Source organism: Corynebacterium sp. HMSC066C02 (assembly GCF_001814945.1).
Taxonomy (GTDB): Bacteria; Actinomycetota; Actinomycetes; order Mycobacteriales; family Mycobacteriaceae; genus Corynebacterium; species Corynebacterium aurimucosum.
Window position 1 is genome coordinate 138,878 of the sequence record NZ_KV818476.1, and the last position, 18,099, is coordinate 156,976.

The following is an 18,099-nucleotide window of genomic DNA, read 5'->3' on the forward strand; positions in this document are numbered from 1 at the left end:
TGGTGTGTGCCTGCCACTGAGGCCCCGCGTTCTTTTCTGGACCGCGGGGCCTTAGCGATATCTGTTCCTACGAACTACTGTAAACCGAACTGCTCCCACGCGGCAGGGGACAGGTTTTGGTACACGTGCTTGTGTTCTTGGTATTCGGCTAGGCCGGTGGGGCCAAGCTCGCGGCCGTTACCGGACTGCTTGTAGCCGCCCCACTCTGCCTGCGGCAAGTACGGGTGGAAGTCATTGATCCAGATGGTGCCGTGGCGCAGGGCCCGGGCAAGGCGCTCGGCGCGGCCAGCGTCAGCGGTGTACACCGCACCCGCTAGGCCGTACTCGGTGTCATTCGCGATGGCGATGGCCTCCTCCTCGGTGGTGAAGGTCTCGATGGTTACGGTTGGGCCAAAGGCCTCGTCGTGGACACAGTCCATCTCGCGGGTCGCGCCATCAATGATGGTGGGCAGATAGTAAATGCCAGCCCCCAGGTCAGTCGTGCCGGTGCCATGCGGTCCAGTGGTGTCCTGGCTAGTGGCGACGCGTCCGCCAGTGAGGATCTTGGCGCCCTGCTCACGTGCTTTATCCACATAAGCGGCAACCTTTTTGCGGTGCTCAGCGGAGATGAGGGGGCCGGTCTCGGCCTTTTCATCTGTAGGGCCACCGATTTTGATCTTGTTTGCGCGCTCCACCAAGGCGTCAACAAACTTATCGTGCAAGGACTCTTCGACAATGATGCGGGAGCCCGCGGAGCAGACCTGTCCGGAGTGGAAGAAGGCGCCGTTGAGGGCGTTGTCCACGGCGACGTCGAAGTTAGCGTCAGCGAAGATCACGTTCGGGTTCTTACCGCCGAGTTCGAGTGCAGTGCGCTTGACGGTCTCGGCCGCATTCTTGGCGATAATTTTGCCCGTGGCCAGTCCACCGGTGAAGGACACCATGTCCACATCGGGGTGTTGGGACAGCGGGTTGCCACAGTTAGCCCCAGCGCCGGTGATGAGGTTACCTACGCCGTCGGGCAAGCCACATTCTTTGAGTGCGGCCATGAGCAGCATGGCGGTGTGCGGCGTGAGCTCGGCCTGCTTGAGTACAAAGGTGTTACCGGCAGCCAGTGCGGGACCCACCTTCCAGGACACCTGTAGCAGCGGGTAGTTCCACGGCGTAATGAGACCGCAGACGCCAATCGGCTCTGCATCGATACGGGAGCGAACATTTGGGTCACCCGGGTCGACTACTCGACCGGCCTGGTGCTGAGCCAGGGTACCGAAGAACTCGAAGGCATTGGCGATATCATCCATATCGTCTAAAGATTCCTCGTAGCGCTTGCCGGTATCGGCGGACTCGGCTTGGGCGAAGAGCTCCTTGTGCTCGCGGATGAAATCGGCCACGCGGATGACCAGCTTGCCGCGTTCGACGGCCGGGGTATTAGACCACTCGCCGTTGTCGAAGGTTTCACGGGCAACCTTGATGGCGCGCTCGGTGTCCTCGTCGGAAGCCTCGGACACGAGGCCCACGGTGGAGCCATCAGCGGGGCAGATGATGGTGCGGGTCTCGCCGCTCTGGGCAGCCTCCCACTGGCCATTGATGAAAAGGGACTTGGGCGAGCCGCCGGAGTGCACGCCCTTCAAGAGGTCGGTCGTTGTGGGGTCGAACAAAGTGTTCTGGGGGCTCAAGTGAAAAGCAACCTTTCTTTCATAGAGGCTTGTGGATTCGCCAGCTTAGCTATCTTCGCGCCAGGTGCGCTCAGGCTCGGCGCCATCGGAGACATCGGATTCGCCCGGCTGGGTTTGTTGCATATATAGGAAAGCCAGGTGGCGTTCGTAGAGATCCAACACGTTATTGATGATTTGGTTCCCAGAGTAGCCATAAACGTCATAGCCCAGTGAACCGGTCATATCGTAGACCTCGAGGCGGTAGTACTCATCGCCTTCGCCTTCAATGAAGTCTGGACGCTCGGCGGCGACGGGAAAGAGCTGATAACGGAACTTTCGTTCATTGTGGAGACGCACTTCAAGATCAAGCTGGGGCAGCTCGACATCGGGAAGCTCGCTGGTGAGCAAGATGGCGTCGTAGCCGCGGGTGCGCATGTGCGTAGCAACCTGCTCAAGAGCGTATGTAGCGGTGTCGCGTAGGTAGGTCTCCATCTCTGTCTTAGAGGGGAAGGTGTTGGCTCGATCCAAGCGGTTCTTCCACAGGCTGGAATCAGCTGGTTCGCGCTCGGTACGACTAGAGATGACTCCATGCAGTGCGGTGCTGCGGGCGTCAGCTTGGATGCTTTCCAGACGCAAGGACTTCCACAGTGAGAACATGATGAGATACACCACGAAAGCAAAAGGAAGTCCCATCACCACTGTGGCGGACTGAACGGTGGCGATGCCGTCGATCTGCAGCAGGGCCAATGTTAGAGCGCCGACGGTGACGGACCAGAAAATGCGCAGCCAGCGGGAGCCGTCTTGGCGGTTATCAGTAATGCGCGAGGTGAAGTTGGACATGACCAGTGCGCCGGAGTCGGCAGAGGTGATGTAGAGAAGCAGGCCAATGAAGGTGGTCAGGAAGATGACAATGGCAGAGCCAGGGAATTCCTGCAGCATATCGTAGAAGCCCTGCTCAGGGACGTTAATGGCATTTTCTGCGAACTCTGGATAGTCGCCGGAGCGCACCATATCCAAAGCGGTGTTGCCGAAAAAGGACATCCACATGAGGATGAACAGGAATGGGAAGGTAAGGGTGCCGAAGATGAACTGGCGCAGCGTACGGCCGCGAGAAATGCGGGCGAGGAAGAGGCCCACGAAGGTGGCCCACGCGATCCACCAGGCCCAGAAGAACAGAGTCCAGGCCTGCATCCAGGCATCAGTGCTGGCTTGGTCTTCGGCAAAGGCGAAGGTCTCCAAGGTCCAGGAGGGGAACTTGGACACGTAGTCACCGACGTTGGTCACGATGGCGTCGAAGAGGTAGGCGGTCTTGCCAAAAACAACGATGTAGACCATTAGCGCAATGGCCAGGTACACGTTGAGCTCAGACAGGAAGCGGATACCTTTGTCCACACCAGATACGGCCGAGAGGGTCGCAATCGAGATGGCGATGATGATGAGCGCGGCCTGGAGGCCGAATCCCTGCTCGATGCCAAAAATGAGGTGGATACCGTAGGAAAGCTGCACTACGCCGATGCCGAGGGAAGCAGTGACACCGAAAACAGTGCCGAGCATAGCGGCGATGTCCACTGCGGAGCCGATTGGGCCGTGCACGCGCTTGCCAATGAGCGGGTAGAGTGCGGAACGAATAGCCAGGGGCATATTCAGGCGGTAGGCAAAGTAGCCGAAGGCCATACCCATCAGTGCGTACAACGCCCAACCGGTCAGACCGTAGTGGAACATGGCGTAGACCACGGCTTCCTTGGCAGCTTCCATGGTTTCGCCTTCACCCACTGGCGGTGCCATGTACATAGTGACCGGTTCGGCCACGGCAAAGAACATGAGGTCCACACCGATACCGGCGGCAAAGAGCATGGACACCCAGGAGAAGGTGCTGAATTTAGGGCGTGAGTGATCCGGTCCTAGGCGGATCTCGCCTGCTTTGGATAGTGCTACATACAGAACAAAGACAACGGCGATGGTGGCGGTGAGCACGTAGAACCAGCCGAGGTTGTTGCCGATCCATCCGGTTACGTTGGCCAAGGTTTCTGCGGCGGATTTTTGGCCGAACCCGGCATAGAGCACCATGGCGATGATCAGTAGACCGGAAATGATAAATACTGGCCAATTCGTCTTGGGTACAGGGACTTCGCCCGCACCCACATCATCGCCGGTTTCTGCCTTGTAGCTGCCGACGAGGGCTCGTACCTGGTAGCGCGGGATGCGCCGTTTGGCTTCTTTAGTTTGAGTGGGGGTGCCACCGGTCGGCGTGGCGAGAGTGTTTTCGTTGCTCTCGTGGGCCGTGGAAGGATCCCCAGAGTCGAGAGGGCCGTGGTTAGCCATCTACTTCTCCTATCGTTGGTTGATTTATGCCGAGTCTCTTATCCACTGGGCCTCGGACTGCTCACAAAGCACTCGAGAGAAAGATGAGTGAAATGAATCATATCCGGGTAGCTATGCGGTCAAGACTTCGGATTTCATCTCCTCAGACGTCCATCCGAACAACGCAAATATACATTAATCTGGGAAAATCTCCACAGGATGTGTACGCTGGGGCGCGGCCTCGCGAAAGAGACAATGTAAATAAATGCAGTATAGTGCATAAAATATAGTAGACTCGCTCGCGGAGTGCGGTATGGAAATGTCATACAAATCATGGAAAGAAGGGGATTTATGGGTATTTTGGACAAGCTAGCCAAGAAGCGTTCTGCGAAGAAGGTCACCGATGAAGTAAGTGACGTGGTCGTTGTCGGCGGTGGTTCCGCCGGCTCTGTTATTGCCGCACGCCTGACTGAGGAAAAGGACACTCGCGTGCTGGTTCTTGAGGCCGGCCGCCCCGATTCCCTGTGGGATCTGTTTATCCACATGCCCTCTGCCTTCTCTTTCCCCATTGGTGCAAAGAGCTATGACTGGATGTATGAATCCGACCCAGAGCCAGAGATGAACGGTCGCCGTGTCTACCATGCCCGTGGCAAGGTTCTCGGTGGTTCTTCCTCCATCAATGGCATGATTTTCCAGCGGGGTAACCCGATGGATTACGAAAAGTGGGGCATGAACCCAGGCATGGAGAAGTGGGACTTCGCTCATTGCCTGCCATACTTTAACCGCATGGAGACTGCCGCTGCGGCTGAGCCGAATGACCCGCGCCGTGGTCATGACGGCCCGCTGTACCTCTCCCGCGGCCCGGCAACCTCCGAGCTTTTCCAGGCTCTGTTCAAGTCGGTGCAGGAAGCTGGTTACAACCTAACTAATGACGTTAATGGTTACCGCCAGGAAGGCTTCGCTCCGTTCGATCGCAACATTAAGAACGGCAAGCGCTGGTCTGCTGCCCGTGCTTACCTGTACCCGCATTTGGATCGCGAAAACCTCGAGATCCGCACCGGTGCCTTTACCACCAAGGTTCTCTTCGAAGGCCAGAAGGCCGTCGGCGTCGAGTACGAGTGGAAGGGCGGCGTTCACCGCGTATACGCCGATAAGATCGTCCTGTCCGCCGGCGCTATCAATACTCCGCAGCTGCTCGAGGTTTCGGGCATTGGTGACCGTGAGATTCTGGAGAAGCACGGAATCGACGTCGTCAAGCACTTGCCCGGTGTGGGTGAGAATCTGCAGGATCACCTCGAGGTCTATATCCAGTATGAAACGACTAAATCCACCGCTTCCTCCCAGCCGTACTTGGACAAGTGGCGTTGGCCATTCATGGGTTTGCAGTGGCTGCTGACTAAGAAGGGACCTGTTGCCACCTCCCATTTCGAAGGTGGTGGCTTCGTGCGTTCTAATGAGAACGAGGAATACCCGAACCTCATGTTCCACTTCCTACCGATGGCGGTGCGTTACGACGGCCAGAAGGCCGACGTGAAGCATGGTTTCCAATGGCACGTTGGGCCGATGTTTTCTGACACCAAGGGCCATGTCCACATTAAGAGCGCGGACATCCACGACAAGCCGTCCATCCTCTTCAACTACCTGAAGACTGACCAGGACCGCCGAGAATGGGTCGAAGCCGTGCGCGTTGCCCGCTCTCTGCTGGACACCAAGGCTATGGAGGAGGTTGGTGCTCGCGAGTTCAGCCCGGGCCCAGACGTTCAGACTGATGAAGAAATCTTGGAATGGGTCCGTAACGATGGCGAGACCGCTCTGCACCCCTCCTGTACTGCCAAGATGGGTGCAGAGTCCGATCCGATGGCCGTGGTTAACCCGGACACCATGGGCGTATGGGGCGTTGAAGGCCTCTATGTTGCTGATGCCTCCGTCTTCCCGTCTGTGACGAACGGCAATATTTATGCCCCGACCATGATGGTGGGCGAGAAGGCTGCCGACCTCATTGCTGGCCGCACCCCGCTCGCACCGAACAACGCTAAGTGGTACAAAGCCAACACGGATATGCCGCTCTACGCTGAGGGCGAGGCCGTGCGTGATCACAAGCAGTCCATAAGAGGTGCTGACCACTAATTTAGCCTCGTGCTACATCCCCTAAGCGCTGTACTGTCGCCGAGAGATGCCAGTACAGCGCTTATTGTGTAAAAAGGGCCAGGTTACCTGTTTCGCTGCAGATGAAGCCCGCTCTACAGTGGCATGTGTTAGCAATAATGCATGTGAGTATGGGGGTGTTAGATGGCATTCAGCGCCATAGTGGCCTTAATGGGTGTGTGGTTCGCGGCGATGGCCTCGCCGGGACCAGATGTGGTACAGATTATTCGTTTGGGCGCCCGCTCTACGCGCGCGGCGGTGTGGGCCGCAATCGGTAGCACCACCGGCTTGATGATGTGGACCGTTGCTTCGCTAGCGGGGCTCACCGCATTGATTTCGGCGCACCCGGAAATCCTAGTGGCGCTGCAGATTGCCGGCGGCAGCTATCTGCTGTGGATGGCTTTTTCTGCCATCAGCGGTGGCATCAAAGAGCGCCGTGCACCGGCAACTATGAATCCCCAACCGCGCGGGTTCACCCCGGACGGCATCATCAGACTCGGCACGGCGTATCGCATGGGCCTGGTCAGCGACCTTTCCAACCCCAAGGTGCTGATCTTCTTCGGCGCTATCTTTGCCAATTTCATCGACCCCGGCATGGGGTTTGGTGCCAATGCCACGGTGGGCTCAGTGCTCATCCTCGAAAGCCTCATCATCTTCGTTGGCGTCGCGCTGTGCACACGTGCGGTGTCGAAGTGGATGGCGAAGAACTCCGCCAGTGTCGATATCTTTAGTGGTGTCGTGTTTGCCCTGCTTGGCGTCATCATTCTGACGGAGGGACTCCTTGCGCTTTGAGCTGGGTATGCTGGTCAGCATGCTAGAAGTCTCAATTAAGGGAGAATCCATCAAGCTCGGCCAGTTCCTCAAACTGGCCTCCTTGGTCGCAACCGGGGGTGAGGCCAAAGAACTCATCGAGCAGGGCCAGGTCACCGTCAATGGGGAAGTCACTAAGCAGCGCGGTGCAACGCTGGTGCTTGGCGACGTCATCTGTGTCTCCGACACCTGCGCCCGCGTCGTTGAAGACGACGACGATTATTTCGATGAGGCCACCGCCGATGATGACTTCGACCCGGAGAAGTGGAGGAACCTTTAATGCCCGCTTTTGAAGCAGAAGTAGGAATGCCCTACTGGATTACTCTGGCTAGTTCCGATGTGAAGGCCTCCGAAAAATTTTACTCGGCCGTGTTGGGTTGGGAATTCGAAGACGGCATTGCCCGACTGCAGGGCCTGCCGATTGCCGAAATTGTTCCTGGCCAAGACACCTGGGCAACTTATTTCCTTTCCCGCGACTTGGAGGCGGATTGCGCCCGGGTAGAACAACTCGGTGGCAAGATCCTCGCTTTAGGTGCGCCGTTGGCGCTTGTTCTGGACAACAGTGGTGCCATGTTTGGTTTGACGCAGCCGGAGCTCGACCGCTTCGTCGCCGGCGGAGAGCCGGGTACTCCGGTGTGGCATGAGCTGACGGTTTCGGCGAATTTCCACTCAACGCTGGACTTTTATGGCGAGCTCTTCAACTGGGAAATCCGTGGTGATGAGCATTACGCGGTCGCAGAGGAAGAAGGCGCTGCCTTCGCCGGATTTTGGCACGCGGAGGGCTTGCCGAGTTTCTGGCAAACCTACCTGGGCGTGCGGGACATTGACCAGGCAGCTAAGGCTGTAATTGATAACGGCGGAAAGATCATTCGTGAGCCCCACGATTCCCCATTCGGCCGCCTGTGTCTGATTGAGGACACGACGGGTGCGGCGCTCACCTTGTGTGAGGTTGAGGATGCCCCCGAAGAACCCATCGAGCTCTAGGGTTACGGAGGTCGTTCTCCGCATTCCAGTTGGCAATGTCTCCACCTACGGAGAGATCGCCAAAGTGGTGGGGGTCGGCGCGCGATATGTGGGCTGGGTGATGTCGAAAAGCGCAGATCTGCCCTGGTGGCGGGTGGTCAACAGCACGGGCCGCGCCCACACCTCGGCCGCCCAAGCCCATTGGGATGAAGAAGGCATCCCGCACCGCGGCGACCGCGTGGTCCTTTCTGAGTGTGGCCTGGATGCAACGGATCTGGGAGGCAGCGCCTATTAAGATCCGCTTTGAGAATTGCCATTCTTGGTAAGGGGGTGGCTACTGCGTCGTTTTAAACGACGGACCTTTCTTAGAAGGGGATTTCCTCACCGCCTTCAGGTTCCTTGTTCTCTGCCTTTTCTGTAGGTGCGTGGTGTGCGGCCTCTTGTTGTTCTTTGTCTAGCTCAGTTTTAAGTTCTTGGGCCTCACGGTGTTTCCGGGCGCGGAAGCTCTCAATATCTTGTGCCACACTTCGCGCCCAGCGCTTGTTCTTAGGGGCTAGTGGCCCGGAAGGTTCTGTGATCGCCCACGTGCCATCCTCGAAAAGCCAGACCACATCGCCGGTATCCGGGTCCAGAATATAAAAGGCCCGTCCGTCGGTCTTCATGTTGTGGTGATGCTGGCATAACGCGACCATGTTGTCCGGGTGCGTTGGTCCGCCATCGGCGTAGTTAAGACGGTGGTCCAACTGGCATAGCCACGCAGGCATTCCGCAGCCAGCTGCACGACAGGTGCCATCGCGGCCCTCAACATATTTGCGCACCATCGTGTTTGGTCCGTAGCTTTTGGAGGCCTCTGGCTTGGTGCTTAAATCCCTTTTTGTTACGGCCTGTGCGGGGATATTGCCCACCTGCCAGCCATGGCCTTCTACATATACTGGTGCATCCTCGACGTCATTAGCTTGATAAGTGTGGAGTACTACTCGGGCAGCCTCTGGCTCTACCTTCCCAGTGATGAGGAGGATGAGTGCCTCGGCCATAGAAACCTCATACTTTTCCGCCGCTGCCTTAATAGCCTCATGAATAATGACCCCGATGCTGCTGTCAACCTCTAGTTCGATGGTGGCGCGCTGGGCGCGGGTGAGTATGGAATACCGGTTCTTCGGGCGCGTATCTTCCACCGCGATGGAGTCATCATGAACCTTGACGAGATCACGCATGCGGCGGCGAATCTGCGAAGTGCTGGGAAACGCCTGATTGGGCTTCGTAGGAGTAAACCAACGGGCCAACGAAGTATCGATGGCAGCCACTACCTCTGGGGAAGGCTGGCCCAGCTTAGCCATGACCTGGTCAATGGCAATCAAGGCAGGTAGGTCCAGCAAATAATAAGCATCTTGTAGGGCCTTGAGCTGGGGGAGTTCTCTAAGGCGGTAAATCCCCATGACTATGCGAGCAACTGCCCCGGCCGTTTTGCCGGTCTTTAACCCAAGGCGCATACACGCTGTGTCTGAATCTTCGTCCAAGGCGGGAAGGATGCTAGACCAGAACTCGTAGTCTGCTTGGCGTATGTCCTTGCCTTTCATACATACTGGGTCGTTCGGATTGGAATGAGAAAAATAGGAAACAACAACGTCTGAAGTGGAAGACACTTCAACCCCCTACTGTTGGTCGAGCTACTGCGAAGGGACGAACCCCCACCGTTCGAAATCCCTTTCGAAATAAGAGCTTATTCGGTATCTCTGGAGAAGTCCATACTGCGGAAAGAAGTTGTGATTAGAGGGGTAAATGGAAAAACTGGTGCTCAACACAAGTCGTGGGGTAAGCGCCAGATAAAACGCACATTCGAGATTTCCAGTGGGGGTTTAGGGCGTCAAATCTCCAATCAGAGCTGTTAAAGCTGTGACTTGAGTTAATCTATACAAGTGTTTAAGCCTCGTTCCATCATTGTCGGTCTTGCCCTGGCAGCCGTCACCGCGCCTTCTGCCCAGGCTCTGACTTTCGATCCTGGAAAAGTCCCACCACGCACCCAGATGACCGTGCGTTATGCCGATGGAAATTCAGTTTCCACTGGGAATAGCCACGAGTCCCGCCCCGCGCTTTCCCTGGCGAAGCTGTATCTCGGTATGTGGGTACTGAAATATGGCGCATCGGAGGATAAGGCGCGGGTGGAGAACATGATTCGTTTTTCTGAGGACGGCACCGCCAGTGACTTGGAGCGGAAGTATCCACAGGCCATTCCCTCTATCATCGGGGAGTATCGGTTAGGAGAGACTCACCACAATGGCTACTGGGGAAATACCACGACGTCGACGGAGGATCTCACTCGCTTCATAGGGGCGATATCTGGCGATCCGGCTGCCGCGCCGCTCATGAAGGGTATGGCGGCGGTAGCGCCTGCGGCATCCGACGGCTACCGCCAGGACTTTGGCACCGCACGCATCCCGGGCATCATTGGAACGAAATTTGGATGGTCGGACAACCGTCAGGTTCACGCTAGTGCCTCTTTCGGCCCTGGGTATAGCGTGGCGGCTAATACTTATGGATCCCCCGCGGATCTCACGGGGGATGTGCTGGGAGCGGTGGAGGTTGCACCACAGGCGCCAGGCTTGCCGACGCCTCTACAGGACGCGCGCGATAGAGCATGTGCGGAACTAAAACGGGCGGTGCCGAGCTCATCGCAGGCATGCTAAGCGTAGCCGTTGTCGGAAGTAAAGAAAGTATCCTTCGGGCGCGACATCAGAGCTGCAGGGGCAGTTCGACTAATTCACCGCAGGCTGGCTAAGCCCGGCGAGTGCGAGTAGGTATCGTCCGACTTGGCCAGACGGTGGGCCCGAATACCCAGGGTGATGACGGTGGGGTAGAGGATGAGCGCCACGACGATATACTGCGTGATCAGCTGCCAGGTTTCTTCCCACATGTAGTTCCACGCGAAGTGGAGACAAAAGGAAACAAAAAGCGCGCCCACGCCGACGCCGAGACGCCACCACCAAGTTTTATGGGCAGCGTAAATGGCCCAGCCGATCCCGAAGCCCGCGATGGCCGTCAGTGACATGTGCAGACCTGGTCCCGCCACAAGGCGCAGTCCCCACATCTGCAGCATGCCAATCCAATCCGACGTCGGGTGCATTACGGCGCCGAGAGAGGCGTAGAGGATGTTCTCGAAAACATCGAAAGCCCAGCCCACGAGTGCGCCGACGATGAAGCCGTGCCAGGGCCGGTTGAGCTGGCGGAAGCTGAGGAGAATGAAGACCACGCCGAGGGCCTTGGCGAATTCCTCCGGATAAGCACCGGACCAGGACATCATGGATTCTTCCCAGCCCACACCTTTGGTGAGGGAGGTGAACGGCAGTGCGGAGAGGAGCGCTAAAGATACCGCGGTGCCGCCTCCCCACAGCACGCTGGCAGTGGCCCAGCCCTTGGCCGGTGCGGCCCACATCGGGCTGAGGCGCCACAGGTATAGGCCTAGTGCTAGGAAGGCTAGTCCGATCAGCAGGCTTATCAGGCCTGGGAGCGGGGCAACGAGAAAGGAGCCCAACAGATTGATAAGAGCGGCGGGTAGGCAGACGCCAATGAAGACCCACAGGGTTACGCGGAAGATCTTGCTCACTTGAAGGCCTCCATAAATTGATCGGCGAATTCCTCTGGGTTTCCATCCGAGAAGACGAGCTCGTAGTTGAGGTTTCCCTTGGCCACGCTGAAGGCAACGACCGGGATGTACGTATACGTTCGCAGGACGAGGATGCCGTCTTGGTTTTCTACTTTTTCCTTCGGCATCGACCCGAAGGTGGTCGCGCGAACGGCGCGGCGCAGGGCTAGCTCATCATCGTCGACATCAGAGGTGAGATAGGCCTCGACCAAGGTGTCGCCGCAGTCCCACGCCTGGTTGGCCACGGAATCGTAGTTAACGCTGCACTCGACGCCGTCGATGGGCTGATGCCACTCCGGATCATCGAGGACGACTGGCTCTGTTTCCGGCTCGTGTTCCGGCAGTGCCAAGCTGAGGATGGCGGGCGTGCCCAGCACGAGGAGAGTCACTCCCAGCACAGCGAAAAACGGCCCCGTCATCTTCGCTGGCGGGAAACGATAAGAAGTCATGCACACCACACTAACGCGTGCTTCTGACATAGAGTGAAGTGCATGAAGGATCTGTATCAATTTGTTAATGGCCCCTGGATTGAGTCCCACGTTATCCCCGATGACCGTGGCGTCGACGGCACTTTTCACGCGCTTCGCGACGAAGCCGAGGAACTCGTCCACGACATCGTTAAGGAAGACACGGGCCGCCCAGGGATCGTGTATTCCTCCCACATGGATGTAGAAGGAGTCAATGCTGCGGGAACGACGCCGCTTGACGAGGACCTCGACAAGCTGGTGGCGGCGGACCCGGAGGAGCTGGCCCACAACCTGGGTGTGCTGGAGCGCGAGGGCGTTGGCGCCCCGGTTACCTTCTGGGTGGAAAAGGACTCCGGCACCGAGGAGGCGGTGGCCTACATTATTCAGTCCGGTTTAGGTCTGCCGGATGAGGCATATTACCGCGAGGAAGCCCACGCGCAGACGCTCGCTGACTACGAGAAGCACGTTGCGGCGATGCTGGGATTCTTAGATCCCGCCCGCCTCTTCGGACTGGGCGCGGAGACGGCCGCGACGCGTATCGTAAACCTAGAGAAAGAAATCGCGGCCGGCCACTGGGATGTGGTGGCCTCGCGTGATGCGGTGAAGACGTATAACCCGGTGGACGTCGCCAAGCTGCCCAGCATCACCCGCGCCATCCTGCAGGGCGGGGGACTGCCCGAGCACCGTGCGGTAGCTATGATGCCGTCTTATTTCGAGCACCTCGAGGGCCTGTTCACCGCCGGCCGTATGGCGGATTGGCAGCTGTGGGCAACGTGGCACATTCTGCTATCGCGCGCGCCTTACCTCTCCGAGGAGATCGGTAAGAAGAACTTCGAGTTCTACGGAACCAAGCTTTCCGGTGCCACGGAGCAGCGTGACCGCTGGAAGCGCGCCGTGGGCCTAGCGGAAAACATGGTGGGACAGGAGATTGGCAAGGTCTTCGTGGACAAGCACTTCCCGCCCTCCTCGAAGTCCGAGATGGATGAGCTGGTGGAGTACCTTACCGCCGCTTATCGTGAGAGGATTTCGCAGCTGGAGTGGATGACTCCGGCTACTCGTGAACGCGCGCTGGAGAAGCTCTCCCAGTTCAAGGCCAAGATTGGCTATCCAGATACCTGGCGTGACTATTCTGACCTGGAGTTTTCTCCGAAGGGAGCGGACTTGGTGGCCAATGTGCGCGCGGGTAATGCGTGGAATCATGATTATGAATTGGCCAAGATTGGCAAGCCGGCGGACCGCGATGAATGGTTCGCAACCCCGCAGACGGTCAATGCTTTTTATAATCCAGTGGTCAATGACATCACCTTCCCGGCAGCGATTCTGCGCCCGCCCTTCTACAACCCTGAGGCGGACGCGGCGGAGAACTTCGGCGCTATCGGTGCGGTGATTGGTCACGAGATCGGCCACGGATTTGATGACCAGGGCTCGCAGTATGACGGCCAGGGCAACCTCAACTCCTGGTGGACGGAGGAGGACCGTGCGGCCTTCGAGAAGCTGACCGCGAAACTGGTGGACCAGTTCCAAGGGCAGGTACCGAAGGTGCTGGAAGGCACCGATTCCGCAGGCGTCAACGGCAGCTTCACCCTGGGTGAGAACATCGGTGACCTGGGCGGATTGGGAATCGCCGTGGTGGCCTACAAGAACTACTGCGCCGACAAGGGCCTGGACATCAATGGCCAGGTCACGCCCTTTGAGGCTGAGGGCGCTGAGCCGGAATTGGCAGAGCACGAGTACACCGGTCTGCAGCGTTTCTTCCTGGCGTGGGCGCGCGTGTGGCGCACTGCCATCCGCCCGGAGATGGCCACGCAGTACCTGGCCATTGATCCGCACTCGCCGGCGGAGTTCCGTTGCAACATCATCGCTGAAAACATCGATGAATTCTACGAGGCCTTTGACGTCGAGGGTGGTCTAGCACCGGAGGAGCGCGTCACCATCTGGTAGTACCCTTGGGGGCCATGAGTGAGTGGAATATCGGTGGTACTGATCGCCAACTAAGTCCGGAACAACAGCTCGAGCAGCTCTCCTCCTACATGGAGGTGCACTACCCGCTGCCGGACTTCCGCCCGCCGTGGGCCGGTGGAGGTTCGCCGGAGGCGGACCGCTACTGTGCGTTGCTGCCGGACCGCATCGTGCAGGCCTCCATGATGGTGCTGGGTTCCGCAGTGGATCACTCGCTGCCTGGTACTGCCTTCACGGAGGGGGTACGTGTTGAAGACTCTGAGGTGGGAGCGATCTTTGTTCCTTCAGAGCAGAATGGTCGTTGGGCGGTGTCGTTGCACTCTGGCGGATGGTGGCGTGGTGACGGCAAGGCGCTAGAGATGCAGTGGCGGCCCGAAGTGGCTGCTGCAGCACAGCTGTCCGGAACCACCATCATTGATGTCGACTATCCGTTGGCACCCGAGCACACTGTGGCGGAGATGGTTCAGTCGGTTCAGGCGGCCGTCGATTATGCCCGCGAACACGGTGCCGAGCGCGTGACGGTGTGGGGCTATTCCTCGGGTGGGGCGCTCGCAGCGCTGGTGCCTGCCGACGCCCTCCTCCTCACCTTCCCTGACTTCGGCGCGCTGGCCAAGCTCCCGGAGGACATCCGCGGTGAGTGCGTCCTCGACGAGGCGGCGCTGGCAGCAGCCTATTCTGACATCTTGGTCCAGACCGCAACGCAGGATGAGATTGCGGAACGCGTGGAGATTCCCGGTGCACAGACCGCGGACTACGTGTCTATGCACCGCATTTCCACCCCGGCCGTGGCGCGGCAGCGCATTAAAGATTCGGCCGAGTTCCTGTAGGGCTACTGCTCGCCCTCCGGGCGAATCTTCATTTCGGAGTTCTTCCACAAGCCAGAGCGCTGGATGACTTCCTGGTCGATATCCGCCTTCAGCGGTTCCTCGCCCCGGGAGTTGGTACGCAGCTCGTACTTCTCAATGGCGCCCCAGTCGCGTGCCCAATCGTTGTTGAGGTAGCTCGGGATCTCATAGGAGTAGTTCACTGCCTCTGCGGTTGCCAGCGCGCCACCACCGGAGAAGGACTGGAAGTCTGTGAGGGAGGTTTGCGCGGCGGCGTCGGGAAGAATGCGGAACTCCGGAATCTCCGTCACACCGGCGTAGTGGTCGAAGGTGCGCTGGCAGGGGAACTGCAGTGCGACGGACCAGTCAAGGAGTGCCGGGGTGGAGGAATCGAACTGGGAGTTGATGGTGGCCAGCTCCGGTACGCGCGGTGGGGTAAACGCCATCCAATCGTCTTCATCGGTGGAATCATCTACCGCAACGAGGCGTACAACGTTGGCCTCTTCCGGGAGCTCGTCTAGAGCAATGCGGAGGTTGCGCCATTTGGGGGTCGCGCCGACGTCGGAAAGCTCGGCCTCACCCTTGTTGGTGACCTTGCCGTTCTTGAGGGTGCCGTACTCCAAGGTGAGCTCGGTGCCTTCCTGCTCTACACCGTTGACGTCGTGGTGGTAAATCTTGCCGGCAGCAGAGACCGCGAGGACAGGGGTGTTTTCTCCTGGTTCCGGCAAGTTGTACCACTGGGTGGTGATGGTGGCGGTGGAGCGCTGCGACTCATCGTAGGAACCCATGACCGGGACCTTTGTGTAATCCAGGTTGAAGGGCAGGTGCATCTCGGAGCCGTTTACGCCTAGCGTTCCGCGTACGCCACCGGCGGAAGAATCGGTGACTTCGGTTGTTTCGGTGGTTTCCTCATTGGAAGCAGCCGAGTCATCACCGGTGGTGTTGGCAATGGCGCCTACCGACGCCGAGTTGAGGTTCTCCGGCTCAATATCTTCCTTGATCATGTTGGGGCCGAAACCGAAGTTGTCCTCGTCTTCGTCAACCAGCGAATCCTTGAGGTCGCCGTCGACCGGAGTGAGGAAAGCCTCGTTGGTGTTGGTTTCCACCATGGTGGCATCCGCCAGCGAGCAGACATCGCCGCGCAGGGACGCCAGGTTGCCCTTGCCCACGGAGTAGGAATCCGCCTGGGCCACGTAGCCCTTGGCAAAGGAGGCGCAGGAGAAGGCCACGATGAGGATGCAGGCCACCGCAATCGGTGCGGACATGGCGCCTGCCCAGCGAGAAACCTTGGCGGCGTTGGCGGCCTCGAATTCCTCGAGGGTGCCGTCGGCCTCAGCCTTGTTCTTGCGATAGCTGTGAACCAGGGACTGGTAGAGGCCAATCGCTAGGACCACCATGGCGATCGCGAGCACCACGGTGTTGGCCTCGATGGCCTTGAACTGCACGGTGCGGTCCCACCACGGGATGCCGAAGGAAGACACGTACCACCACGCGTTCCAACCGCCGAGGGAGATGGCGAGGAGGAAAATCACCGCGGCGATGGAGAAGGTCCGGGCGCGCGGGGAGCGCATGGCGATCTGGGACAGGACCACCGAGCCGAGCGCGGCGATGACGCCGGCGATACCGGCGTAGATACCGAAGTGGTGCGTCCACTTCGTCGGCGTGAACATGAGGAAGAAAGCCGAGAGCGCCATGATGGCCAGCAGGCGTTTGGTGGGATCTGCCTCCGCACCGACGACGCGGTGGTTCTTGATGAAGGCGTAGATGATGAGCGCCAGGCAGAAAAGCATGGTGAACATGGCGAAACGGCGCGTCAGGGAGCCATCCACGGAGGGCTCGAAGAGCGTGGAGTAGCGCACGAACTCGGAGTACCACGGCAGGGACGGGCCGACCGCGGAGCGCACGCGCGTCGATTCGATGACTGACGCTAATGTTTGGTCCCCGAAGGCGGCAACCATGACGGCAGTGCCGCAGGCAAGGAACGGGGCGATGAGTGCCGGCCAGGTGACTTCGGGGGCGCGCGTGCCCATGATGCGGAACAGCGCGGGCAGGCAGACTAGGAAGATGCCCACCGCGGTCAGGCCGGTGGGGCCAGCGGCTAGGGTGATGGTGGCGATGATGGTGCCCACCGCTGCCGGCAGAAGGCGCTGGGTGGAGATGGCGCGCTCGAAGGAAGCCCACGTCAACATGACACCGAGGGCCACGATGGGCTCTGGGCGTACTCCGTTGTTATAGGGCAGCCAGAAAGCCAGGAACATGAACGCGGCGGTCCAGTGCGCGAGGCGGCGCTCGTTCACGCGGGTACCGAAGCGCGGGAGCATCTCGCGCGACAAAACAAACCAGATGATGAGCGCCGAGATGAGCGAGGGCAGGCGCACGATGATGGAGGCGCTGGAGAACTGTGCCAGCCATGCCACGAGGTCGTAGTACGGCGCGCCGAACGGGGCCTCGGGGACGCCGTACCAGCGGTAGTAGTTCGCCATGTAGGTCGCATGATCGGAAACGCGGCCCATGGTGAGGATGAAGCCATCATCGGAGGTATTGGCGCCGAAGACGTACCACCAGCCGAGTACAGCTGCCACGACGCCATCGAGCGGGCGGATCTGCTTCCAGGTTTCGGGCATGAAGCCAAGGCGTTTGCCATCGAGGCGGTCAATCCGCCACAGGCAGACCAGGCTGATGACCACCATGGCCAGGCCCAGCCACATGGCGATGAGCTTGAGCGGTGTCGGGGAGGAGGTAAACCGAGAGTTGATCTCTACGTGGATGCGGAGGTCGTCGCCAAGCTCTGCGAGGTTCTCCGGAGTGTCATCAATCTCGGTGTAGACGCCGGTGACCTGCGGGCGCAGATCCTCCTCGGTGGTCTTCTTGTGCTTGCCCACGGAGACGGTGGTCCCGTCCTCCGTGGAGGCGATGCTGAGGGTGGCGTCCTCTGGTAGCTGTGCCACCTGCTCAGCTGTGAGCGAGAAAATGACCTCATCGAGGCTGGTTACCGAGAGGCCACCCTCGCCGGCGCGGACAAACATACCGCGGTTGGAGGCCTTCTTGGACTCCGGGGGCACGGTGCCGTAGAGCAGGTCCTGGCCGTCGCGCAGCTTGTCGACGGCTTCCAGGGGGATCTCTGCATCAATTTCTTCCGGCGCCACCGAGATGAGCGGGGCGTTGATGGACTGCAGGGAGCCCTGCTGGGGCCAATCGAAGGAGGATTGGGTCTGGTTCACCGGCAGTAGCGGCGTCGCCACGAAGCACAGGAAACCAATGAATCCAGCGATGATGGCGGTGAGTCGCAGGGACTGCGGTGCACGTAATGAAGAGGTTTTCCGATCTGACACGGCGATCAGTCTACGTCACCGCCTTGG

14 protein-coding genes are annotated in these 18,099 nt (G+C 59.1%); 8 read left to right on the forward strand and 6 right to left on the reverse strand.

Annotation, left to right across the window (positions count from 1 at the left end; genetic code table 11):
• Positions 1-74: 74 nt before the first annotated feature.
• A complete protein-coding gene (locus HMPREF2996_RS11840) occupies positions 75-1,652 on the reverse strand; it encodes an aldehyde dehydrogenase family protein (RefSeq protein WP_070731455.1) in 1,578 nt (525 codons plus the stop codon).
• Between the two features lie 45 nt (positions 1,653-1,697).
• Positions 1,698-3,953 (reverse strand): choline BCCT transporter BetT, encoded by a 2,256-nt coding sequence (gene betT, locus HMPREF2996_RS11845; RefSeq protein ID WP_070644662.1) that lies wholly within the window; start codon positions 3,951-3,953, stop codon positions 1,698-1,700.
• Between the two features lie 330 nt (positions 3,954-4,283).
• Here betT and betA point away from each other — a divergent pair, with 330 nt between their 5' ends.
• From betA to HMPREF2996_RS11870, 5 genes are all read left to right on the forward strand, one after another.
• Entirely contained in the window at positions 4,284-6,059 is a 1,776-nt protein-coding gene (betA, locus tag HMPREF2996_RS11850; RefSeq protein WP_070644663.1) for a choline dehydrogenase, read from the forward strand.
• Between the two features lie 162 nt (positions 6,060-6,221).
• On the forward strand, positions 6,222-6,869 hold the full coding sequence (locus HMPREF2996_RS11855) for a LysE family translocator (RefSeq protein ID WP_070644664.1): 648 nt from the start codon (positions 6,222-6,224) through the stop codon (positions 6,867-6,869).
• A gap of 19 nt (positions 6,870-6,888) precedes the next feature.
• Positions 6,889-7,167 carry an RNA-binding S4 domain-containing protein gene (locus HMPREF2996_RS11860; RefSeq protein WP_210384562.1) on the forward strand — a complete coding sequence of 93 codons (279 nt, stop codon included), beginning with the start codon at positions 6,889-6,891 and terminating at the stop codon, positions 7,165-7,167.
• Positions 7,167-7,871 carry a VOC family protein gene (locus HMPREF2996_RS11865; protein WP_070731456.1) on the forward strand — a complete coding sequence of 235 codons (705 nt, stop codon included), beginning with the start codon at positions 7,167-7,169 and terminating at the stop codon, positions 7,869-7,871. The genes HMPREF2996_RS11860 and HMPREF2996_RS11865 overlap by 1 nt, the downstream gene beginning before the upstream one ends.
• Complete coding sequence (locus tag HMPREF2996_RS11870; protein WP_070731457.1) at positions 7,843-8,145, forward strand: MGMT family protein; 303 nt, start codon at positions 7,843-7,845, stop codon at positions 8,143-8,145. Before HMPREF2996_RS11865 ends, HMPREF2996_RS11870 begins: the two co-directional genes overlap by 29 nt.
• Positions 8,146-8,215: 70 nt before the next feature.
• On the opposite strand, the gene HMPREF2996_RS11875 is transcribed toward HMPREF2996_RS11870, so the two are convergent.
• Positions 8,216-9,493 (reverse strand): HNH endonuclease signature motif containing protein, encoded by a 1,278-nt coding sequence (locus HMPREF2996_RS11875; RefSeq protein WP_070731458.1) that lies wholly within the window; start codon positions 9,491-9,493, stop codon positions 8,216-8,218.
• A 273-nt stretch (positions 9,494-9,766) separates the two neighbouring features.
• Between HMPREF2996_RS11875 and HMPREF2996_RS11880 the strand changes: the two genes are divergently transcribed.
• A complete protein-coding gene (locus HMPREF2996_RS11880; RefSeq protein ID WP_141754745.1) occupies positions 9,767-10,534 on the forward strand; it encodes a hypothetical protein in 768 nt (255 codons plus the stop codon).
• A 74-nt stretch (positions 10,535-10,608) separates the two neighbouring features.
• On the opposite strand, the gene HMPREF2996_RS11885 is transcribed toward HMPREF2996_RS11880, so the two are convergent.
• Both HMPREF2996_RS11885 and HMPREF2996_RS11890 read right to left on the reverse strand, forming a co-directional pair.
• A complete protein-coding gene (locus HMPREF2996_RS11885; RefSeq protein ID WP_070717130.1) occupies positions 10,609-11,451 on the reverse strand; it encodes a PrsW family intramembrane metalloprotease in 843 nt (280 codons plus the stop codon).
• Positions 11,448-11,939: a hypothetical protein gene (locus HMPREF2996_RS11890; protein ID WP_070644670.1), complete on the reverse strand. Its 492-nt coding sequence runs from the start codon at positions 11,937-11,939 to the stop codon at positions 11,448-11,450. The genes HMPREF2996_RS11885 and HMPREF2996_RS11890 overlap by 4 nt, the downstream gene beginning before the upstream one ends.
• A 42-nt stretch (positions 11,940-11,981) precedes the next feature.
• On the opposite strand from HMPREF2996_RS11890, the gene HMPREF2996_RS11895 reads away from it, so the two are divergent.
• Positions 11,982-13,898 (forward strand): M13 family metallopeptidase, encoded by a 1,917-nt coding sequence (locus HMPREF2996_RS11895; protein ID WP_070731459.1) that lies wholly within the window; start codon positions 11,982-11,984, stop codon positions 13,896-13,898.
• Positions 13,899-13,912: 14 nt separating this feature from the next.
• The gene (locus HMPREF2996_RS11900) at positions 13,913-14,743 is read left to right on the forward strand and encodes an alpha/beta hydrolase (protein WP_070444372.1); all 831 of its coding nucleotides are present in this window, start codon (positions 13,913-13,915) and stop codon (positions 14,741-14,743) included.
• A gap of 2 nt (positions 14,744-14,745) precedes the next feature.
• On the opposite strand, the gene HMPREF2996_RS11905 is transcribed toward HMPREF2996_RS11900, so the two are convergent.
• Positions 14,746-18,072: an arabinosyltransferase domain-containing protein gene (locus HMPREF2996_RS11905; RefSeq protein ID WP_070731460.1), complete on the reverse strand. Its 3,327-nt coding sequence runs from the start codon at positions 18,070-18,072 to the stop codon at positions 14,746-14,748.
• Between the last annotated feature and the right edge of the window lie 27 nt (positions 18,073-18,099).